Annotated in this window: 15 protein-coding genes; 10 read left to right on the top strand and 5 right to left on the bottom strand. The window is 57.3% G+C overall.

Going from position 1 to position 21,729, the window contains the following annotated elements; genetic code table 11:
- Positions 1-13 precede the first annotated feature (13 nt).
- Positions 14-958, bottom strand: a complete 945-nt coding sequence (locus tag CGLAMM_RS05020; protein WP_394818950.1) for an SDR family NAD(P)-dependent oxidoreductase — start codon at positions 956-958, stop codon at positions 14-16.
- Positions 913-1,611, bottom strand: a complete 699-nt coding sequence (locus tag CGLAMM_RS05015) for a DedA family protein (RefSeq protein ID WP_394818949.1) — start codon at positions 1,609-1,611, stop codon at positions 913-915. Before CGLAMM_RS05015 ends, CGLAMM_RS05020 begins: the two co-directional genes overlap by 46 nt.
- 113 nt (positions 1,612-1,724) lie before the next feature.
- Here CGLAMM_RS05015 and CGLAMM_RS05010 point away from each other — a divergent pair, with 113 nt between their 5' ends.
- Positions 1,725-3,626: an alpha/beta hydrolase family protein gene (locus CGLAMM_RS05010; protein ID WP_418115447.1), complete on the top strand. Its 1,902-nt coding sequence runs from the start codon at positions 1,725-1,727 to the stop codon at positions 3,624-3,626.
- Here CGLAMM_RS05010 and CGLAMM_RS05005 read toward each other — a convergent pair.
- A complete protein-coding gene (locus CGLAMM_RS05005; RefSeq protein WP_418115446.1) occupies positions 3,596-5,044 on the bottom strand; it encodes an MATE family efflux transporter in 1,449 nt (482 codons plus the stop codon). The two genes, CGLAMM_RS05010 and CGLAMM_RS05005, sit on opposite strands and share 31 nt — an antisense overlap.
- Positions 5,045-5,219: 175 nt before the next feature.
- Here CGLAMM_RS05005 and CGLAMM_RS05000 point away from each other — a divergent pair, with 175 nt between their 5' ends.
- The 8 genes from CGLAMM_RS05000 to CGLAMM_RS04965 all read left to right on the top strand — a co-directional run bounded on the left by CGLAMM_RS05000 (position 5,220) and on the right by CGLAMM_RS04965 (position 16,307).
- The gene (locus CGLAMM_RS05000) at positions 5,220-6,428 is read left to right on the top strand and encodes an AI-2E family transporter (RefSeq protein WP_394818943.1); all 1,209 of its coding nucleotides are present in this window, start codon (positions 5,220-5,222) and stop codon (positions 6,426-6,428) included.
- A gap of 166 nt (positions 6,429-6,594) precedes the next feature.
- Positions 6,595-7,311 carry a tonB-system energizer ExbB gene (gene exbB, locus CGLAMM_RS04995; RefSeq protein ID WP_394818942.1) on the top strand — a complete coding sequence of 239 codons (717 nt, stop codon included), beginning with the start codon at positions 6,595-6,597 and terminating at the stop codon, positions 7,309-7,311.
- Positions 7,312-7,321: 10 nt separating this feature from the next.
- A complete protein-coding gene (gene exbD / locus CGLAMM_RS04990) occupies positions 7,322-7,738 on the top strand; it encodes a TonB system transport protein ExbD (RefSeq protein ID WP_394818941.1) in 417 nt (138 codons plus the stop codon).
- Between the two features lie 3 nt (positions 7,739-7,741).
- Positions 7,742-8,545 carry an energy transducer TonB gene (locus CGLAMM_RS04985; RefSeq protein ID WP_394818940.1) on the top strand — a complete coding sequence of 268 codons (804 nt, stop codon included), beginning with the start codon at positions 7,742-7,744 and terminating at the stop codon, positions 8,543-8,545.
- Positions 8,546-8,738: 193 nt separating this feature from the next.
- Positions 8,739-9,881: an efflux RND transporter periplasmic adaptor subunit gene (locus CGLAMM_RS04980; protein ID WP_394818939.1), complete on the top strand. Its 1,143-nt coding sequence runs from the start codon at positions 8,739-8,741 to the stop codon at positions 9,879-9,881.
- A complete protein-coding gene (locus tag CGLAMM_RS04975) occupies positions 9,881-13,018 on the top strand; it encodes an efflux RND transporter permease subunit (RefSeq protein WP_394818938.1) in 3,138 nt (1,045 codons plus the stop codon). The genes CGLAMM_RS04980 and CGLAMM_RS04975 overlap by 1 nt, the downstream gene beginning before the upstream one ends.
- Positions 13,015-14,532, top strand: coding sequence for an efflux transporter outer membrane subunit (locus CGLAMM_RS04970; RefSeq protein WP_394818937.1), 1,518 nt, complete (start codon positions 13,015-13,017; stop codon positions 14,530-14,532). The genes CGLAMM_RS04975 and CGLAMM_RS04970 overlap by 4 nt, the downstream gene beginning before the upstream one ends.
- Before the next feature lie 299 nt (positions 14,533-14,831).
- Positions 14,832-16,307 carry a Hint domain-containing protein gene (locus tag CGLAMM_RS04965; protein WP_394818936.1) on the top strand — a complete coding sequence of 492 codons (1,476 nt, stop codon included), beginning with the start codon at positions 14,832-14,834 and terminating at the stop codon, positions 16,305-16,307.
- Between the two features lie 40 nt (positions 16,308-16,347).
- Here the strand turns inward: CGLAMM_RS04965 and rapZ are convergent, their stop codons facing one another.
- On the bottom strand, positions 16,348-17,319 hold the full coding sequence (rapZ, locus tag CGLAMM_RS04960; RefSeq protein WP_394818935.1) for an RNase adapter RapZ: 972 nt from the start codon (positions 17,317-17,319) through the stop codon (positions 16,348-16,350).
- 208 nt (positions 17,320-17,527) lie between these two features.
- Here rapZ and CGLAMM_RS04955 point away from each other — a divergent pair, with 208 nt between their 5' ends.
- Positions 17,528-17,866: a hypothetical protein gene (locus CGLAMM_RS04955; RefSeq protein WP_394818934.1), complete on the top strand. Its 339-nt coding sequence runs from the start codon at positions 17,528-17,530 to the stop codon at positions 17,864-17,866.
- Positions 17,867-17,930: 64 nt separating this feature from the next.
- Here CGLAMM_RS04955 and putA read toward each other — a convergent pair whose 3' ends face one another.
- A complete protein-coding gene (gene putA / locus CGLAMM_RS04950) occupies positions 17,931-21,530 on the bottom strand; it encodes a bifunctional proline dehydrogenase/L-glutamate gamma-semialdehyde dehydrogenase PutA (RefSeq protein ID WP_418115445.1) in 3,600 nt (1,199 codons plus the stop codon).
- Between the last annotated feature and the right edge of the window lie 199 nt (positions 21,531-21,729).

Raw genomic sequence — 21,729 nt, 5'->3', positions numbered from 1 at the left:
TTGATGGTTTTTTTCAGCTGTAAGTGAAGGGATATTGGGCGCCGGTGATCTCGACCGAGCATTGCCACAGGCGCTTCTGGTCGGATTCCTTACGCGCTGAAGCGGGAATGTGAGCCGGGCCGACAGGCCCGTTTCTTTCCCCGAATTTCTGCGGGCCGAAATAAGCGCCGCCCACATCGCCACCGAGCCAGACAGGCGCCAGAAGTGGCTGCACGCCATCGGCGACATCCTGCGCGAAATGATTGAAAATCGCAGCGCCGATCGGTTCAATAACGCGCTGATAGAGTCGCTGTTTAAGAGTTGGAATCGTCTCCTGATGCGGGATGCTGGCGATCATATTTGTGCGTGTCCATCCCGGATGCGCAGCACAAGATTGTACAGGCATGTCATGCTGACGCAGCAATCTGTCCAATGAAAGAGCGAACATCAGATTGGCCAGTTTGCTCTGACGATAAAACGTCATAGAATCATAATGTCGCGCGGCTTTCAGATCCTCAAAATGGATCCGTCCTTTCAAAGCGGCGCGCGAGGCCACGGTGATGACCCGCCCTCTGCCACGGATCAACGCGGGAAGGAGGCACGACGTCAGCAAAAAATGCGCAAGATGGTTGGTGCCGAATTGTAGCTCCTGACCGTATGAAGTCAGGACGCGTTCCTGCGGACCCATGACGCCAGCATTATTAATGAGAATATCGAGCCCTTCGACATCAAGGCTTTGCGCGAAGGGGCTGATCCCTTCAAGTGAGGATAGATCAAGCTGGGAGTAGCTTATATCAGCTTCAGGCATTTGTTTTTTGAGATCATTGACACGACTCTGCCCTCTCTGGGCGTTGCGTCCTGTCATGATGACGCGGACACCGCGCGCGGCGAGTTGACGCGTGGCCTCAAGCCCCAGACCATTGGTGCTGCCCGTTATGACGGCTGTTTTTCTGCCGCCTGTCTTCTGAGTTCTGCCCATTCTCCGTCCTTCGGCAAATGCGGATCATGTTGCGCCGCATTCATCGCGGCGAGCATAAACCTTTTTTCGTTTCTTTTCAGCAGGATGAAGATAATGAGGGCCACAATCAGAAAAACACCACCAATCGTAAGGGCAAAGGGCCCGGAGAGATTGAGAATGCCTTTACCGAGAAAATAAGTCGCCGCCGCATAACCTCCCGCCCATGCAACTCCGCCCAACGCGTTATAGACCAGAAAGAGCCGCCAGTTCATATGATTGGCACCGGCGAGTAAGGCGGAAAACAATCTCAGTATAACGACAAATCGTCCGAAGAAAACAACGATTCCACCATGGCGTTGAAACAAGTATCTTCCGAGTAACAGGCGTTTCGGCGTCAGTCCGATTTTACGGCCATGTTTGATCAATAAGGGAAAACCGACCGCACGTCCGATAAGATACCCGAAATTATCCCCCATGATCGCGCCGATGATTGCCGCCAGGGCAATCCAGTGGATGCCAAGATGATGGGTTGATGCGGCATAGAGAGAAGAGGCAATAATTAGGCTTTCGGCCGGTAAGGGCAGACCCATGCTTTCAAGCATGACGACGCAACCGACAATGCCGTAACCATATTCCCGGATGAGATGTTCAAGAAAGTCTAACAGGTTCGTCATCCTCCGGCGGCTTGATCAAAGGAAACAAAAATCGACATCATCACCCATCATGTCAAAGCCTTTCTGGAGCCGGACCGCATACCGTCATGACAAAAAGACAAACACCCTCACCCGTGAAGCAACATTCTCCCTGGGTCACCGCCGATTTCGTGGCCGGGCGCACCACCCAGCTTGCCGAAATACGCACCTCGGCCGACACGATTTACTGGCTTGAGACGCGCGCCGCTAATGGGGGGAAGACAACCCTCGTCGCGCAGAAAAACGCGTTCCCGCCCCGTGACGTGACAACGCCCGATGTCAATGTCAGATCTTCGGTCAATGAATATGGTGGCGGAGCCTATGCGGTCAGCGCGGAGGGCCGCGTCATCTTCACCAATGCCGTGGATGGCCGCATCTATCACATCCCAGACGGCGTGCAGAAGGTGATGGGCGGCACGGATAATTGTCGTTACGCCGATTTTTCCCCTCTATCAGCGGCGCAGGCGGCATTATGCCCCTCTGCGCCGGAAGCTGTATTCTGCATAAGGGAGGATCATCGCGCCGGCGGGCAGGCCGAGACGAGCATCGTCTGGGTCGCGGCAGGGATCGAGACGGTTCTGGTCAGGGGGCAGGATTTCTACGCGTCACCGCGCCTGTCGCCAAATGGGCAATATCTCGCTTTCGTCAGTTGGGACCACCCCAATATGCCCTGGAACGAAACCCAACTGAAATTGGTGCGACTGGATTGGGCAGCGGGACATCCTGCCATCGCGGGGATAAGAGTCCTGGTAGGGGAGGATGCAGCTTGCAGCGTCATGGAGCCGGTCTGGCAGGATCAGACGACGCTCTTCGCCCTTTCCGACGCGAACGGTACCTGGCAGCCGGTAAAATTTGAGAAGAAAGAAAATTGGGCGGGCGCGTTTCTGCCAGACTCGGGTTTTGAGATCGGCGCGCCACCCTGGGTATTCGGTCATCAATCCCTCATCTGCCTGCGCGATGGCGGGCTTCTGACGCATGGCGTTAAAAATGGGATGCCACACGTCGCGTCTTTTAATGAAGATGGCTGGCGGGACGCGCATTTCGGGTTTTCAGCCGCCGTGCCCCTGCCAATTGGTGATGCGTTCGCCTGGCTTCACACCCCAAGCGATGCCCCGCCTTCAATTCGCATCGGGCGCGATCTTGCCCAAAGCCGGGTTCTGCAAACGGCTTTCACATTCCCGGACGGGATCGGCCCGGATGATTGTGCCCATCCGCGTGCTCTGTCTTTTCCCACGCGCGACGGGGCGACGGCACATGGCTTCTTTTATGCGCCGGTCGATGACACTGCTCTCGCGGATGCGGCGGGGCGTCCGCCGCTTATCGTCACGGCGCATGGCGGCCCCACAGCGGCGGCCAATCCGGCTTTTTCATTCAAGGTGCAGTGGTGGACGACGCGGGGTTTTGCCTTACTGGATGTGAATTATCGCGGGTCCTCAGGGTGGGGGCGCGCTTACCGACAGGCTTTGGAGGGGGAATGGGGCGCGCGTGACGTGACAGACTGTATCGACGCCGTGCGCTACATCTGCGATCAGGGCCTGGCGGATCCGAAGCGATGCGTCATTCGCGGGGGCAGTTCCGGCGGGCTGACCGTGCTGCAATGTCTGGCGCTTTCAGATATATTCTGTGCCGGGACATCGCTTTATGGCGTTGCGGATCTCATGACGCTGGTCGCTGAAACTCACAAATTCGAGTCCCGCTATCTTGACCGCCTCATCGGGCCGCTTCCCGCGACGCGTCATCTCTACACCTCCCGTTCACCCGTTCATCATGCGGCGCAAATCAATGTGCCCGTTCTCTTCCTGCATGGAGATGCAGATCAGGTTGTGCCTCTGGCGCAGGCGGAGGAGATGTATCAGCGTCTGAAGGATCATGGCGTCACCACCGAGATTAAAATCTACCCGGGTGAAGGCCATGGTTTCCGCCAGGCAGAAACATTGCGGGATTCCTTTCAGCGGGAATATGACTTCTATCTGAGTGTTTTTCGCGGCGTGGCGTGATCGAGGTGATTAACAACCCAGAACGCGGTCAACACGGCGACACTGCCGAAGATGATCATCCCCACAGCCTGTCCGTAAAGAATGCCGAAAGGCCCCCAATGTGCGCCGATCCAGACAAGCGGGATGGTGCCAAGTGTGGCGCGCCCCCAATTGAACCCGGTTGAGAAAAGCGGGCGCGAGAGATTGTTGAAAATCGTGTTGGAAACGAAGAGAAGCCCGAGGAAGAAATAGCTCGCGACCAGATAGTCGCAAAACAGGTGCACAATGTCGAGCGCGACACCTTTCGGCGCAAAGATCGTCACGATCTCGTTCTGAAACACATAAAGCGTGATCCAGGTGATGATGACGCAGACCATCGTCATTTTCAGGGAGGCCACCAATGTTTCCCGCACACGATGATAATATTGCGCGCCGTAATTCTGCGAGACGATCGGCCCGACTGAGCCTGTCAAGGCAAAGACAAAGGCGAAGGCGACCGGGATGATCCTGTCAATGGTGGTTTGGCCGGATATGGCTTCCGCACCAAAACGCGCCATGGCATGTGTAACAAAAACCCCCCCGAAAGGCGTTGCGATATTTGTCGCGACGGCGGGCAGGGCGACGGCCCCGACTTCCTTGAGTGAGGCGCTGAAAAATTCCATTCGTGGCCAGGTCAGGATGCGATGGCGGCGCAGGCTGAGATAAGCGGCGGTCACCACCGCGAAGCGGGAAATGATGGTACTGATCGCGGCGCCGACAAGGGCGAGATTGAACCCGAAAATCAGAATGAGGTCGAGCAGGGCGGACACCACCGCCCCGATCAGCGACACCTGCATGGAGCGACGCGCATCGCCCGTCGTGCGGAGAAGGGCGGATTGCGCCATGCCCAGACAAACGAGGGGAAGGCCGAATGATGTGATTCGCAAATAGGTGGTGGCCTGGCGCAACACCTCACCTCGCGCCCCGAGCGCAGCGAGGAGATCATACGCGAAAATCAATGTGACGACGCCAAGCGCCGCGCTGATACAGAACATGAAAGCGATAAAACATGACGCGTAATAACGCGCGCGGACGAGGCGTCCCGCACCCAGGAGGCGGCCGATTGTCGCGCCCAACCCGATCGTCATGCCGATCGACAGGGCAATCTGGATGTAACTGATACTACCGGCAAAGCCGATGGCGGCGGTCAGGTTCGGGTCATGAAGATGGGAAATATAGTAGAAATTGAGGAGGTCAACCGCAAAGACGGCCATCAGGCCGATCGCACCGGTAGAGGCCATCACGAAAACATGGCGCCGAATGTCCCCATGCGTGAAACGCGCCGGGTTGGTTTCCTGGGGGTCAATGACAGGTGCCTGCTCAGATGAGACATCGGCGGCGTCAGCCTGGCGACCAAAACGTTTTTTCGGGGAGAAAATCATGGAAGTTAAAACTGCCACATTACGTCATGGGACGAAAGATTGTTTATGGATGCAAGATTTTACGCAACAGCGTACACACGGTTGTGCCACATATCGCGTGATGCGGCGGTGCCTCCCTTCGGTCCCGCGATCAGGGAAGATGGCACCGCCTTCAATTTGACAAAGTGGATGACGCAGAGAAGGTTCAAGCACCATGACGCAGCAATCCCGGATTTCCGACCGTGAGGCCCTTCACGTCGAGCGTCGCAAAAAATTGATGATCAGGCGGGCCGTGGCAGAGAGCCGTCTCAATATCCGGGATGTCTGCACCTTGATTGTCACGGCCACCATCATGCTGACAATCCTTTACTTCGCGGCGACAATCGTGCTGCCATTTGTCTTCGCGCTAATCATCAGCCTATTAATGATCACGCCCATGCGTTTTCTGCATCGGACTTTGCGCCTGCCGAAGCCTCTCGCGGCGTTGACGCTCATTCTCGTCATGTTTCTGGTGGTAGGGGGTATTGCGACGGCGGTTTCCGTCCCGGCGACATCCTGGCTTGAACATACGTCGCAGAATATCGCCCTGCTGCAGGAGAAACTGGTTTTTCTGAATGGGCCGATCGATTTCCTGCAGCGCGCTTATAACCGCATCATCTCATTTTTCATGACGTCCCAACAATTTGCGCCATCAGCAAACGTCTCCGGCCCTCATGAAGTTACCTCACCCGCTTTTTTCGGAAGTTGGGGGGTCACCGTCCTTTATGGGACGCGCACCATTCTGGTCGAATTTTTCACCACAATTCTTCTGCTGTTTTTCTTCCTGTCGTCCGGGGATGTTCTGCTGCGGCGCATTATCGAGGTCATGCCCCATCATGCAGGGCGCAAGCGCGTTCAGCAGATGATGGCCAAAATTGAACGTAACGTATCGATTTATCTTGCGACAATCACGGTCATGAACGGTCTCGTCGGATTGCTGAATTACCTTCAATGCTGGCTGCTGGACATGCCCAACCCGCTCCTCTGGGGCGTGCTGGCTTTTCTGCTGAATTATATTCCGATCATCGGCCCGCTGACCGGTGTCGTCATCTATCTTTTCGTCGCATTATCGAGCTTCCACGCGGTCATCTGGGCTTTCGCGCCGCCGCTCATCTACCTCCTCATCCACCTCATTGAAGGGGAGACGATCACCCCGCTTCTGCTGGCCAAACGCTTCACGCTCAACCCGGTGCTCGTCATATCCTCCCTCGTTTTCTGGGACTGGATGTGGGGCATTGGCGGGGCCTTCCTCTCCGTGCCCATGTTGGCCGTGCTGAAGATCGTCTGTGACCATATTGATCGCCTGACGCCGTTAGGGCACCTCCTTGGCAGTTCAGACCCTGTATCGATCCGGGGGCTGGAGGATGAGGAACGTCGGAAATGACGGCATCGCCGGAAAACCGGGAGGCCAAAGCTCGAATGGAAAACTTAATTTAATTCCATCTTGATAATGATAACGACTCGCATTAATCTGCGCTCTCAGAGGAATGTGACCTCTGGCGCCCGAGATTGAGTGTCAGGAGGCCGTCCCGTCTGAAGGATCAAAGATTATGGGCGTGAGTCTCTCTCCATGGCAGATGTTCCTGACGGCTGAACCGGTCGTAAAATTTGTCATGACCCTTCTGGCGCTCGGCTTTGTGACGGTGTGGGTCATCCTTATTTCCAAAACAATCGAATTATCACGCCTCAGGCGACGCCTCATGGCGGAGGACAAAATCCTTAATGCATCGCACAATATGGATGATGCTTTCCAACATCTTGAGGATGAAGATTATCTTGGTCACGGCATGATCCTCGCTGTGAAAGCAGAACAGGAACGCTCTCGCGATATCACGGCGGATCGGGACGGCGTCAAGGAACGTGTCATTCTGCATCTGGAACGGATCGAGGCGGCCGAGGCCCGCGCCCTGAATAAAGGGACGGGCATACTCGCGACAATCGGGGCAACGGCGCCGTTCATCGGTCTTTTCGGCACGGTCTGGGGGATTATGCGGTCCTTCACCGGCATTGCGGCCAGTCACGCGACCAGCCTCGCTGTGGTGGCGCCCGGTATTGCCGAGGCCCTGCTGGCGACGGCGATGGGATTAGTGGCCGCGATCCCGGCCGTCATTGTCTATAATCATCTTTCACGTGAAACAATGCAGTGCCGCGCCCATGTGGCCGACCTGACATCGGGCCTGATGCGGATCGTCTCGCGTGATCTTTCCCGCCAGGCCTTGAATGCCCCCGCGCCCGTCCTGCAGCTCCGCAGCGCAGCTGACGCTTAGGCAGGCGATGATGAGCCTCCGAATCCGACATGCTGACGAAACAAATCAGGAAGCCCATGAAATCAACGTCACGCCGTTTATCGATGTGATGCTGGTGCTGCTGATTATCTTCATGGTGACAGCCCCGCTTTCAACCGTCAGCGTGCCGGTGGATCTCCCAGCTTCCACCCAGCAGGCCAGACCTCGACCTGAAAAGCCCATTTATCTCACCGTGCAGGCGGATCGTTCGATTTCCCTGGGGGAAGAGAAGATACCCGCGACCGGGCTCATTGCGGCGATTGCTGCGGCGACAAAGGGCAATAAGGATGAACGCATCTTTCTGCGCGCCGATAAGGCGGTCGATTACGGAAGCCTGATGCAGGTGATGGATCAACTCGTCACCGCAGGTTACGCCAAAGTCGCCCTCGTCCTCCTGAAGAGGGAATGAGTTTTGCCGCGTTTCGATGAAACGTGTTTCTCAACTTGGCATATGCGCCATGTGGCGAATGCGCGGCGTCATGGGCAACGCCGGTGGCTCTCAAGCTTACTCATGACGGGCGCCGCCATCGCCCTCGCCTTGTTGTTGAGCCTGATTGTCGTGAGAGAGTTGGCCGAAACAAAAGGTGACGCCAGCGAGGCGCAGCAATCCATTCAGATCTCCCTCATTCACGCGCCTGCGCCCCCGCGCCTTCTCGACCCGGGGCCCCTCACGCAACCCAATCTGGCGGCATCTACACCCATCTCGCCGCCCCGTATTCCGGCCCCGGAGACATCGTTGCAAACGCCGCCTTTGGCTGTTCCTAAATTTCGGAAGTTGCGCAGAAATCTCCATCGCGACCTGGTGAGCAAATCGACGGCCCGGGAGCGTACGCCAGCACCCCCGGCTGAGAAAGCGACCGCACCGCCTGCGTCGGAAAATGCGATGGACCATCATGATCTGAAGCAGGCTGCCGCCTCAAATGGCGCGCAGGATAACTGGATGGGACGTGTTTATGCGCGTCTGAAGGCCTATCGACGCTACCCGAATGAAGCTAAAAGCGCCGGCATTGAGGGCAAGGTCGGCATCTGGTTCTCCTTTGACCGCTCGGGCCATGTCGTCGACAGCGGATTGGCGAAGTCCAGCGGGAATGAGGCGCTCGATGAAGCCGCTATCGCGCTCCCAAAAGATGCTGAACCCATTCCCCTTCCACCGGATCCCGATCGGCTGACATATCCTTATCGTCTGACGATACGCATCGGCTATAAGCTGCGCTGAAGCCAAATTTCCATGCCTCTCGTCAAGCTTGGAAGGACAAAACGCGACGGGGCGTCCCGCATGGTGATGCAAACGGAGCCGGATTTTCGCGTTCTCCTTTTCAAGTTACGCTTTTTGTTAATAATCTTGCGGTGGGCGCACCGTATCGGCTAACCGCCTTTCTGACCATATCACCAGGGTGGGAATCACAGGAATGCGCCAGATCACGGGTTCCCGACGCGTCATTGCCGTTTTCATTCTGATTTTTATCGTCCTGACGCTTTGGACGCTCCACAGTTATTTGCACCGGTCAAAAATGACGGACCATTCCACCCCTATCCGGGTGGAAAAAGGGGTTGTCATTCTTGATGACAGCGACACCGTGCGCGATCAGATCAAAACAGGCCCGGTCGAAGCCGCCTCCCGCCTTCATGAGCACGACGTCCCGGCTTTTATCCGGTCCGATGAGCGCACGACAGTTGAAGTTTTCCCGCCCGTCACAGGGCGTATTGTTGAGACAAGCCTGCTGGCGGGACAGCCTGTCAGTCGCGGCCAGGTTCTCGCCGTCATGGAATCCAGTGATTTCAATCAGGCCCTTGCGGATTACCGCTCCGCCATCGCGCAGGAAACTTATCAGGAACGCGTCGTGACACGCGCCCGCAACGTGCTCAAGGTCGGCGGGAATGCCGCGAAAGATCTTGATGGCGCCCTGAACGCCCTCGCGCAGGCCCAGGCGGAACGTCAAAGGGCGGAGCGCCGGCTCAAGGCATTGAATATCGGCCCGGACCAGGTGACGTCGGGACAGGTCAAAATCCTGTCACCGATCGACGGTAATGTGCAGCGCACCATCCTCGCCCAAGGCAAAAACATCACGGATGCGACAATCAGTCAGGCGACATTGGAGGATCTGTCGTTGGTCCAGATTGAGGCTTACGTGCCGGAGGATGCCGTGGCCACCATCAGAACGGGCCTGCCCATGCATGTCACTTTCGATGATCTGCCGGGGCGCGTCTGTGATGGGACGGTTGAGCGGATCGACCCTGAATTGCGCGATGAAATTCGTCGGATCATCGCGCGCATGACCTGCCCCAATCCTGACAGGGTCCTGCGCCCGAACATGTTTGCCCATGCCCGCATTGATATTCCGATGCCGCCCATGCTTTTGATTCCGAAATCATCCGTCGTGATGAATAATGATCAATTGATCGTTTTCGTCAAAGTGGCGGAAGGTCGCTATGCGCGCCGTTTTATTGAGGCCAGTTTTGATGAGACGGATCATGTCCGCGTCAGGAAAGGGCTGAAGCCCGATGATATCATCGTCACGCAGGGCGCTATTCTTTTGAATGACGCGGTGTGATGCACGACGCTTCTCCGCTCCCCGATCCTTTGAAGAGTGAAAGCCGGATCGGGCGGATCATGACGGTGTGCTTCCATGGTCGTTTTGTCTGCTTCGCCGCCGCGATTATCATGGCGCTCGCAGGACTTTTCGCGTGGGAGACAATCACCGTTACCGCGTATCCCGATTTGAGTCCGGTAACGGTGCAGGTCATCACGCAGGTGCCCGGTCTGGCGGCGGAGGAAATCGAGCAACAAGTGACCCGCCCGCTGGAACGCGCCCTCAGCGCCGTGCCACGCCGCGCTGCCATGCGGTCAAGCAGCACGTTCGGACTCTCCATCATCACACTTATTTTTGAGGAAAACACGGATATTTATCTGGCGCGGCAACTGGTCTCGCAGGATTTTGCGGAAGTCGCACTCCCTGGTGGGGCCGCGCCGCAATTGGGGCCGATTACAGGCCCTGCCGGTGAAATCTATCGTTACACGCTGGAATCGACGCAAAAGAACCTGATGCAATTGACGGATCTTCAGACATGGGTCGTCACCCCGAAACTGAGATCCGTCAAAGGTGTTGTCGATGTCGATAATTTCGGCGGCATCACGAAGGAATATCAACTCGTCCTCAACCCCGACGCCCTTTATCGCTATAATCTGGGCGTTGATGACGTGGTGGCGGCGATTCAGCGCAATACAGGCAATGCGGCGGGTGGCAGGGTGACACGCGGGGAGCAATCCTACGTGATACGCGGCGTCGGCATCATTCATAGTCTTGATGACATCCGGCTGATCGGCATTAAGCAGCAGGGCGGCACGGCCATCCGCGTCAAGGATCTCGGCCAGGTGCAATTCGGCCATCGGATCCGGGAGGGTATACTCGGTAAGGACGGCAATCCTGACGCGATTGGCGGGATCGTCACGATGCTGACCGGCACGAATCCCAGCGAGGTTTTGAAGGGCGTGCATCACTGCGTCGCTGAATTGCAGAAGCAGCTCGTACCCATGGGCGTTCGTCTTGTTCCCTATATAGACCGGAAAGATCTCGTCGATGCCACGACCCATAAGGTCGGGGAAACGATGACCGCGGGCATTCTGCTCGTCATATTGATCCTCTCGCTTTTCCTCGGCTCACCGCGCAGCGCGCTTGTCTCCGCCGTGACCATCCCCCTGGCGCTCGCGACCGTCTTCGTGCTGATGAAAATTGTGGGGCTGACGGCCAATCTCTTCTCCCTTGGTGCCGTGGATTTCGGCGTGGTGGTTGATGGCGCCATTGTCGTGACGGAGGCCGTCCTTCGCTTGCGGGAGCATCATCCCGACAGGCAGCTGACAGCGGATGAGGTCATCCAGGTCGCCCGCCAGTCCGGGCCCTCCATTTTCGCGTCGACCTTGATCATTATCGCCGCGTACAGCCCGCTTTTCGCCTTTCAGGGGGCGGAGGGCAAATTATTCCGCCCGATGGCTTTCACCGTCGGTTTCGCACTTCTCGGCGCGCTGATCTGCGCCTTATGTCTCGTCCCGGCCCTCGCTTATTATGCGCTGCGACAGCCGCGCCGCATCATCTCCGTCAGGCCAGTGATCTGGCTGACATCCGCCTACCGACATCTGCTTGAGCGCGCTCTCGACAAGTTCAATATGATCTTCATCGGGGCGGTCTGTGCGCTGGTCGCGGTATTGTTACTGGGGGCCAATATCGGCCGTGCCTTCCTGCCGCAACTCGATGAGGGGACGCTCTGGATACAGGTGCAGCTGCCCTCCGGCATTTCGCTGGAAAAAAGCTCGGAAATCGCGACCCAGCTGCGCCGTGCTGTCAGAACCTTGCCGGAAACGACCTATGCCATCACGCAATTGGGGCGGAATGACTCCGGCACGGACCCATGGACTTTCTCTCACATCGAAATGCCGGTCGGCCTTAAACCTTACGCGTCCTGGCCCGCGGGCGATACGAAGGCGGATTTCCTCAACCGTCTCCGACAAAAATTATCCGCCATACCGGGTATTGGTTTCGGGATCAGCCAGCCGATTCAGGATGGGCTCGATGATGTTGCCGGGGGCGCGCATAGTCCGCTCGTCCTGCGCGTTTACGGCCATGACTTTTCAAAATTGCGCGCGCTGACGGGGCGCATCGTCGCCGCTCTCAAGACGGTGCCGGGCACGCGGGATGCTTCCGTGTTTCAAGGGCCTAAAATCCCGCAGATTGTCATCCATGCCGATCGGCGGAAAATGGCGCGTTACGGTATCGATATGTCGGGCTTCATTGCTCTGGTCGGCAATGCCATGGGGCGCGGTGTCGTGACACAGGTTTATGTGGAAGATCGGGTCCATGATGTCACACTGAAATTGCCGGATACGGCGACGGCGACGATGGAAACGCTCAAATCCCTCCCGGTACGCGCCACAGGCGGCGCGCTGATCCCGCTTTCCCTTATTGCTGATATCTCGCTGGATATGGGCGAGGATAATATCACCCATGAGTTTGGCGAGCGGCAATTGACGATCCGCGTGGATAATGGTGACCGCGCACTCTCTAAATATCTTGCAGATGCCCAGGAGGCCATCGCGCGGGATGTCTCTTTCAATGCTGACCAGTTCCACCTCGAATGGGCCGGGAATTTTGAGCAGGCGGCACGCGCTCAGGCCCGCTTATCTGTCGCTCTTATCGCGATGCTTGGCTTGATGCTCCTCCTGCTGTTTCTGGAGTTCAGGGCCTTCCGGTTTGCCGCCCTCGTTCTGGGAATTGTCCCCCTTGCCACATTAGGGGGGCTCATCGCTGTCTTTATGCGGGGGGAGACGCTCAATATCGCGACTGCGGTCGGGTTCATCGCGCTTTTCGGTGTGGCGGTGCAGAATGGGATCATCATGGTGGCCGCGATCAGAAGGCGCCTCGCCGAGGGGGAGGCGATACGTGATGCTGTGCTGGATGGTGCGGTTGAGCGCTTCCGGCCGATCATCATGACGGCAACCGTCGCCACGGCGGGGATGCTGCCTGCGGCCTGCGCGACGGGCGTCGGGACCGATGTTCAACGTGGCCTGGCAACCGTTATTGTGGGCGGGCTCGGTATCGCGACGCTTCTGACGCTTTTTGTCCTGCCTGTTTTCCTGTGCCGAATGGAAGCCGCATGGTCCCGGCGGATCGCGCGCAGAGAGGTGCGCGGGACATGACACGTTACCGCGTTCTTCCCCTTATCATCTTACTGTCGATGGTGGATGGCTGTGCCGTCGGGCCGGATTATTCACGCCCTGAAATGGACAAAAACGCCGGCTATCGACCCGGCTCTATGTCAAAGACAATCCACGGCACGCCGGGTGCGGGACCGTCCGGGGCCGTGCAGACGCTACTGGAAGGGGAGGACGTCTCGGGTCAATGGTGGCGGGCTTTCGGGTCATCGAAGTTGGATGCCCTCATTGCGCGCGCCTGTGCCGGCAGCCCCAATCTCGCGGCGCTGAAGGCACGTCTCAGATCCGCCTATGAACAGACGGACGCGCAGGGGAGCAGCTTATTACCGACAATCGCGGCATCTTTTAACCCGACCAAAAACAAGACGTCACGCGCTTACTCGCCTGTGCCTGGCAATAATCGTTACCTTTATGGCTTGCAGACGGCGCAGTTGGCCATCACCTACCAGCCAGATATATGGGGCGGTAATCGGCGGGCCGTTGAGTCGCAGGCGGCCCAGGCCGAGGCGCAGCGCTTCGAGCTGATTGCCGCAACGAATACCCTCATCAATAACGTGCTCGTCGCCGTTATTACGCAGGCGCGCCTGCGGGCCCAGTTGATCGCGACCGGGCAGATCACAGCCGTGCAGCAGCGCGTCTATGATGTGATGGAAAAGCAATTTGCGTTGGGGGATGTGTCAAAGGCACAATTACTTGCGCAACGCGCGGCGCTCTCCCACGCGCAGTCGCTCATGCCGGATCTGAGGCTACAACTCGCCAAAACGCATGATCTCATCGCAGCCCTTATCGGGACCACGCCGAATGAGGATCTGCCGGCGTTTGATCTTGAGGACTTCCAGCTTCCCGCCAATTTACCTGTCACATTGCCCTCGGGCCTGCTGGATCAACGCCCCGATATAAGACAGGCCGAAGCCCGCTTGCACGCGGCGACGGCCGATCTGGGCGTTGCCACTGCCGATCGGCTGCCAAATGTGCAGCTCTCCGCTTTCCCGGGGCAGGCAGTGAATGCGATGAATCAGTTCTTTGCACCGGGAATGGGGAACTGGTCCATCGCCGCGATGGTAACGCAGCCTATTTTCCAGGGCGGTGCTCTGCTTCATACGCAGCGCGCCCGCCGTGCGGAGGTGACTGCCGCCGTCGCCACGTATCGGGACACGGTTCTCTCAGCCATTCAGGATGTTGCGGATTGTCTCCATGCCTTACAGCAGGATGCAGATGCCCTTAGCATCAGCGCCGCTAATGAGAAAGCCGCTGTCGAAAGCTTCAGTATTTCACGCAGTCAGGCTGATATCGGCGATATCAGCCCTGTCCTGCTTCAGGCCAGCGTCCAGATTGAGCTTGAAGCACGCCTTAATCTGATCAGCGCACGCGCTGACCGTTATCTCGATAGCGTGGCGTTGTTTCAAGCCGTAGGCGGCGGTTGGTGGCATCGACAGGATGCCGACATGCCCGACCCTGGAACAAGTTGGAAAGCGGCCTTCCAACAACGCGATTATTAACGCGTGCTTTTGCAACCTTGAGATGTATTGCGCCGCATTTAGACGGGTATTTGCGCCATATCAAGAGGTAAATCGTCATTTATCAATGCCCTATAAGCGCATCAACGGGCTATTTTTCTCTAAGAATCAATTAAATAGAATGGTTCGGTAAGAATTAGAAGTAATTATCACGAATTGATCAGATATCTGGACCGACCCTATGGCAATCCGTATAAAAAACGGAGTTAATATTCGGTTTCAAACAATAGAATCAGGCTGCGGGCAGGTCATTTGCTTATCGCCCCAGCGGAGTCGAAATAATGGCAATTCCTCAAGAGGGCACTTACAAGCTGAATGTCGCGCAACTCAGAAACCCACGCACTGATAATAACATGCCTGGGCGTTGGAAATTCACTATTGGCGAGAAACGGGGAGCCAAGTCGAACGACCTCGCGCCCGACATCGACGTGACTTTCAACGGCGATAAGATTTCCCTCACCATGCCGAATGGCAAGAGTTATGTCATTGATCCCGCAAGTATCGCCGTGAGCGATGAAGATCCTGGCACGATTTTTGTTCAGGATCTTGAAAGTGGCTCCTGGTGGGTCTTCTCGGTTTCGGATCTGCCAACGTTGGAATTGGGAATGACTTTTGACTACGCCCCGCCGGTCGGAACAACGGAGCCGATGAGAGGTGAGGCGACCATGGGTGAGTGGCGCCCCAACGGAAGTTACATTAATTACATCAACGGCAAGGACTCATCCCATGTGAATTTTGGTCCGCCGGAATGTTTCTTGCCCGGAACGTTGATTGAGACGGAGGAGGGGCTCAAGCCCGTTGAACAGATTCGCCTCGGGGATCGTGTCCTGACCCTATGGGGCCGATATCGTCAGTTTCTTCCCGTGATCTGGGTTGGTTCAAAGTCAGTGAGAGTGCATCCGGATTTATCACCTGATATGGCAGGGTATCCCGTCATTATCAAAGCCGGAGCAATTTCGGATCACGTCCCCCAGCGGGATCTTCGCGTGACGTCTGAACACTGCATCGCGCTGGAAAACCGCCTTATCCCCGTGCGCATGTTGGTCAATGGGGTTTCAATTTTCTACGATATGACCGTGACCTCCTATGAGGTTTATCATGTCGAGACAGCGCGCCACGCCATTATCCTGGCGGAGGGGCTGGGCGTGGAAACTTATCTCGATACGGGCAACCGAAATCGGTTCGAGAAACATGTGGGCATTACGCCTGTTCTCGATAGAACTCCTGAAACAATTTATATGCCGGTTTTGCCGATCGGGATGGCATTACAGGAAATGAAGCGTCTCTGGACACGCATCGCGCAGCGTGCCGCTACCCGATCTTCAAAGCCCCGACGCGCGGTTAAGCCCGGAAAGCGCCGGCCATCACCTCGACTCAAAATTCTGTCCGAAAGTGGGGCCGCTTACCGATTGACGCAAGTCGCGCCCAATATCTTCAAGGCGCGGCTCCCCGCTTCGGAGACAAAAATCGCCTTCGAGTCGCCGTCTTTTCGTTTCTGCGATTTAAACGGGCCTTATCACGATGATCGGCGTCGCCTCGGTGTGCTTGTTGAGGGGATCGACATCACCACCGACGCGAAAACGGACGGTAAAGCGCGGGATGTGGCTTTCAAACGCGGAGCAGGATGGATTGAGCCTCATGCGTCATGGCCTTGTTGGACGAATGGCCACGGAGAGCTTCATCTCGCACCACCGGAAAAGAGTGGTCAAATGCATATGGTCGTGCGGGTTAATGCGGACGTTTTGAAGCCCGTCTGACAGAAATTCCTGTCAGAAGCGGGGCGGGACGCGCGGTGGCTTATTGCGGAGGTTTCGCCCAGCGCCAGAAGCTTCTTCCCTGCCGTGCCAATTCCCGATGGGAAACAGTGACCGGCCCATCCTGACTTAAACCGGGATGGGTGTGATCGGCTAACTTCTCCGCGATATCCTCAATCATCGTGACTGAACGGTGCTGCCCACCAGAGCATCCGACAGCGATTGTTGCGTGACGTTTCCCTTCACTCACAAATCGCGGAAGAACCAGACCCAGCATATCGAGGATCTGATGGAGAAATCGATCATAATCCGGATCGGCGCGCACATAGGCCTGCACTTCCGGGTCCAGACCGGTTTTGGGTCGCAAAGTCTCATCATAATGCGGATTACGGAGGAACCGCGCATCGAAAACAACATCTGCCTCTCGCGGCAGACCGGCGGGAAAAGCAAAGGACATCAGTGACAATGTCAGCGCACCGCCATCCGCTCGCGATCCGAACCGAGCTTCAACCATCTGTCTAAATTCGGGGAGGGAAAGGCCTGACGTGTCGATAACAAGGTCAGCATACGCGCGGAGCGGCGCCATCACCTCAATTTCCCGCGCGATATTCTGCGCGAGGCTGAAGCCGGCATTCGGGTCATTATCATAAGGGTGTCGCCGCCGCGTGGCGGTGAAGCGTTTCAGCAGCGCATCCGTATCCGCCGTCGCAAAAATCAGCTCACTGCGTAATCCTGCCCGGGTCCTGAGTCTTGCAACGAGATCGGCAACGGCGTCAATGTTGAAACCGCGCGTGCGTTGATCAATACCAATGGCAAGATGATGGTCCGCGCGTGAAACGAGTTGTTCTACGAGGTTGAGCGGCGGATTATCGACGACTTCATAGCCGAGATCCTCCAATACGCGCAGCATTGAGGATTTGCCCGCACCTGAAACGCCCGTTACCAACAGGACACGTTGAGGATCATTCAGATTCAGAACTGACCTCCCGACTCCAAACCCATTTTCAGACCTCATCTTGCCAGGCCATGAGTCGATCATACCCTGCGAAGCGTCATCACGTGCAAATTTACCATGGCACGCGTACGTTAAGCAATGTAATGAACGTTATGTGTAAGATGTGGAGAAATCAGGCCATGACGATGCCATGAGGGTGGAGGCAGGCAAACGCACGTTATCCTTTGATTGTGGCATCGATAAGGCGGGAAGGATTTAAAATCAGAGCATGTCGGACTACAGCGAAATCAATGGTGCCGATGCTGATGGCGTCATACCCGAGTCCATCATCGCTGAATGTCGTAACGCCCTGACGACGATGAATAATCATCTCACCCGCGATGAGATCGGGCTGAACGACATTCGTCGCATTGTTTTTGCCGTGCGGGACGGGGACGCTCTGCTGGCATGTCAAACTGTTCTGGCAGGCTGGTTTGATGGAATCAGCCCCATTATGACACTACGCGTTCAACCCCGGTTTCGCCTGAAAGGCCAACGGCTCTCTCTATCCGTCACGCTTGAGGCGGCGGATGCGCCGATGTCGGTTTATGATGATGAGGAACTGTAAATAACGCGATATTGCCGGGTAGCGGCGGGAGGGGCCCGCCGCACCATGGTTTAGAAGCCGCGCCTTATGACGTGAGTGACATCAGCGCGACGTCACCCCCCAGGGCGGCGGTGTTATCCGTCACGACTTTTTCCCCCACCAGCCACTCCGGGCGTGCCGATTTAATATCAAAGATCGGTACAATCAGCCCCTCACGCGACGTGAGGGTTGAGGCGGCCTGTGCAGCCATAACGGAACCATCTTCCACCAGCGCTATATCACATTCCGGTAAAGCGCCCGGGTCAACCCGCAGGATTGATCCGGCGAGGAGGCGCGGCATATGGCGTGCCCATTCCATCGCGGAGTCCGGGGCAAGAACGAGGGCAAGATTGCCCGTGCTCAAAGCAAGTCCGATCGCGTAAATAATGTTTGGCCAGCTTTCCGCCACGCACAGAACACGCCCCCGCGGTGTCAGCATGTGAATATTCGTCTCGCCGACAGGGCTCGGCAGGTCCTTTGAGGCGCCACATAAAGTGGTCATGATCAAAGGGCGGATCCGCCGTGCGGAAGGCTGATCCCGGGATTCCAGATGTGTCAGGAAGGCGCGGGCGGCGGCGGGCGCGGCCCCACCAGGCCATGTGAGCGGCGTGTCACCGGACAGGCCGAGCCGTGGCACGAGGAGCGGCCCCCCCGCCTTCGGCCCCGTGCCGGAAAGGCCCTTCCCCCCGAAAGGCTGGGAGCCGACCGTGGCGCCGATAATATTGCGATTGACGTAGATATTGCCAGCATGACTGCGCGATGTTGCGTGCTGAATTGTCGATTTGACACGGCTTTGAATACCGAAAGTCAACGCGTATCCCGTCGCATTGACGGCGTCAATGACGCTCGATAATTCCTGACGCTCAAACCGACGCACATGGAGGACCGGTCCGAAGACCTCCTGACCGATATCCGCAACGCGACCAACTTCAATAATTGTGGGAGGGACAAACCAGCCCGCCTGCTGAACCAGCCCGTTTTTAGGCTGCCAGATGACACGTCCGGCGTCACGCATGGCGGCGATATGGTCTTCAATGCGTGACTTGGCCTCCTCCGATATGACGGGGCCAATGTCGGTGCTGAGCTGGCTCGGATCGCCGACCGAGATCTCATCCAGGGCGCCTTTCAGCATGTCGATCACGTGTTCTGCGCAATCATCCTGAACCAGCAGCACGCGAAGGGCGGAGCAACGTTGGCCGGCACTGTCGAAAGCCGAGGCGATGATGTCCGTGACAGCCTGCTCAGGTAATGAGGAGCTGTCGACCAGCATGGCATTCTGACCGCCTGTTTCAGCGATGAAGGAGACGGGCTGGCCCGTGCGCCCGCGCCGCCCCAGAAGGACACCACTGATCAGCTTTCCGACTTTTGTTGAGCCCGTGAACATTACGCCGTCAATGCGTTTATCGGCCACAAGTGCGGCGCCGACATCGCCATCTCCGGGCAGAAGCTGCAAAGCCGGGAGGGGAACGCCACTTTCGTGAAAGAGACGGACAGCCATGGCGGCGATAAGAGGTGTTTCCTCAGCGGGCTTGGCAATGACGGCATTACCGGCAGCCAATGAGGCCGCGATCTGCCCGGTAAAGATGGCGAGCGGGAAATTCCACGGGGAAATGCAGAGGATGATACCTAACGGGGTGATCGTCGCTTCTGAATCCTTCGTGGCGACCTGCGCACCGTAATAACGCAGGAAATCCACCGCTTCCCGGACTTCACCGACGGCATTGGCGTAAGTCTTGCCGGCTTCCCGCACCAGAAGGGCGATCAGTTCGATCATATGCGCTTCGAGGGCGTCGGCGCATTTATCAAGAATATCACGCCGTGCCGCTGGCGTCATTTTGCTCCAAGTAGCTTCCTGATCCGCATTCCCGAGCGCCTTCTCGATCGCGGCGTCTGAGGCATAAGTGACCTGCCCCACAATGTCGCGGTGATCAGCGGGGTTGATCACGGGGCGCGTTGCATCCCCTGACGCATCATAATGTGCGATGAGGGGGCGGCTGATATAAGTGTGATCCGTCTCGCGCAAAGATTTATCGAGTGTTTCCAGCATACACTCATCCGTCAGGTCCAGCCCTTGGGAATTCCGGCGCGACGGGCCGAAGATCTTTTCAGGGAGGCGGATGTCAGCATGCGGCGCGCCGAGCGGTGACACTTTCCGGGCGAGCGAAACAGGGTCACGGATCAGCTCATCGAGCGATATTTCGGGGTTGGCGGCCTGATTGACGAAGGACGAATTCGCGCCATTTTCAAGCAAGCGCCGTACGAGATAGCACAGGAGTGCGCGGTGCGCGCCGACAGGGGCATAGATGCGGCAGGGCGTCGCCAATCCAGCCGGGTCAATCACCGGGCCGTAAACAGCCTGGCCCATGCCATGCAGGCACTGAAACTCATATTTGCCGGGCTGATGCGGGCCTGCCATGGCGTGGATGGCCGCGATCGTGTGGGCATTATGCGTCGCAAATTGCGGATAAATTTCCTCTTTCGCCGCTAGAAGCCGCCGAGCACAGGCGAGGTAACTGACATCTGTGTGGCACTTCCGGGTGAAAACGGGGAAGTCATCGACGCCTTCCACCTGGGTGCGCTTGATTTCCGTATCCCAGTAAGCGCCTTTCACAAGGCGCACCATCAGGCGATGCTTTGTCTGCCGCGCGAGTTCGATCAAATAATCGACGACATGGCTGGCGCGTTTGCCGTAGGCCTGTACCACGAAGCCAATGCCGTTCCATCGCGCGAGTTCAGGCATGTGGCACAGGGCTTCGAGGAGGTCGAGAGACAAGTCGAGGCGGTCACTCTCCTCCGCATCAATATTCAGGCCGATATCGTGATGTCGCGCCTGTGCGGCGAGCGATTTAAGGCGTGGGAGCAGTTCCCCCATCACCCGGGCTTTCTGCGCGCGCGCATAACGGGGATGCAACGCGGAAAGTTTGATGGATATTCCCGGCCGGGCATAGAGTGAGGCGCCCTGGGCCTGATTGCCGATGGCGTCGATCGCGGCGCTGTAATCGTCAAAATAGCGCGCAGCATCCTCAGCTGTTAACGCCGCTTCACCCAACATGTCGTAGGAGTAAGTGTAGCCGCGCGTCTCTGGCTCACGACTGCTCTGCAGAGCCTGAGCAATGGTCTGGCCCAGCACGAACTGCCCGCCCATACGGCCGATCGCGCGCTCAATGCCCAGACGTATAAAAGGGGCGCTGCCCCGCGCGAGAAGGCCCGTCGGGTCTCGGTGCAGGCGTGCCGCGGCCGTCATCGCCAAAGCGGCGGCATTGACCGTTAATGGTTGCTCCCGCCCCACAAAGCTTTGCCAGTCATTATCGCCGACCTGGTCCCGGATCAGCGCATCTTTCGTGGCCGCATCCGGGATACGCAATATCGCCTCCGCAAGGCGCATCAGGGCCAGGCCTTCCGGGGATGAAAGGGAGAAACGCTGCATGATGGCTTCGACACCGCTACTGCCTGCACGTTTACGCTGCTGGCTCGCGAGGAAACGCGCCGTTTTTGTGGCCTGAGCGGAAAGCTCGGGGGCGAGAGTGGCCTCATCAATAAGAGCTGCAACGCAATCCGTTTCGGGGCGCCGCTTTGCCTCGGCAATAGCGCGCCGTAACGAGCTGAGTTCGATGTGCTCTTCCAGGAAGCTGCTGAATGGTGTCATAGGGTCTCATCACGATCAGAGGGGCGCCAAACAGACGGAACGGTGTCAGGTTCGCTTGAAACGCAGTATGGCATTGAACCCCGCCCTCCGCGAGACTGTAGAGCGCCTACAGATACGAAAAAGGTGCAGTATCGCCGTATAAAAAATTTTTGTGAAAATTCCGCTTGCCACTGACAAGACTGACTAATCTCTCGCCTTT

Source organism: Sorlinia euscelidii (assembly GCF_036452135.1).
In the GTDB taxonomy this organism is placed as follows: domain Bacteria; phylum Pseudomonadota; class Alphaproteobacteria; order Acetobacterales; family Acetobacteraceae; genus Sorlinia; species Sorlinia euscelidii.
The sequence above is the reverse complement of the archived record's forward strand: the minus strand, read 5'-3'. Positions and strand labels throughout refer to the sequence as shown.

What these genes read in the sequence shown, in the direction of transcription:
- putA (WP_418115445.1), bottom strand. Translation starts at nt 21,530, where the DNA reads ATGACACCATTCAGCAGCTTCCTGGAAGAGCACATCGAACTCAGCTCG.
- CGLAMM_RS05020 (WP_394818950.1), bottom strand. Translation starts at nt 958, where the DNA reads ATGGGCAGAACTCAGAAGACAGGCGGCAGAAAAACAGCCGTCATAACG.
- CGLAMM_RS04955 (WP_394818934.1), top strand. Translation starts at nt 17,528, where the DNA reads ATGTCGGACTACAGCGAAATCAATGGTGCCGATGCTGATGGCGTCATA.
- CGLAMM_RS04975 (WP_394818938.1), top strand. Translation starts at nt 9,881, where the DNA reads ATGCACGACGCTTCTCCGCTCCCCGATCCTTTGAAGAGTGAAAGCCGG.
- CGLAMM_RS04970 (WP_394818937.1), top strand. Translation starts at nt 13,015, where the DNA reads ATGACACGTTACCGCGTTCTTCCCCTTATCATCTTACTGTCGATGGTG.
- CGLAMM_RS05000 (WP_394818943.1), top strand. Translation starts at nt 5,220, where the DNA reads ATGACGCAGCAATCCCGGATTTCCGACCGTGAGGCCCTTCACGTCGAG.
- CGLAMM_RS04980 (WP_394818939.1), top strand. Translation starts at nt 8,739, where the DNA reads ATGCGCCAGATCACGGGTTCCCGACGCGTCATTGCCGTTTTCATTCTG.
- rapZ (WP_394818935.1), bottom strand. Translation starts at nt 17,319, where the DNA reads ATGAGGTCTGAAAATGGGTTTGGAGTCGGGAGGTCAGTTCTGAATCTG.
- exbD (WP_394818941.1), top strand. Translation starts at nt 7,322, where the DNA reads ATGAGCCTCCGAATCCGACATGCTGACGAAACAAATCAGGAAGCCCAT.
- CGLAMM_RS05015 (WP_394818949.1), bottom strand. Translation starts at nt 1,611, where the DNA reads ATGACGAACCTGTTAGACTTTCTTGAACATCTCATCCGGGAATATGGT.
- CGLAMM_RS04965 (WP_394818936.1), top strand. Translation starts at nt 14,832, where the DNA reads ATGGCAATTCCTCAAGAGGGCACTTACAAGCTGAATGTCGCGCAACTC.
- exbB (WP_394818942.1), top strand. Translation starts at nt 6,595, where the DNA reads ATGGGCGTGAGTCTCTCTCCATGGCAGATGTTCCTGACGGCTGAACCG.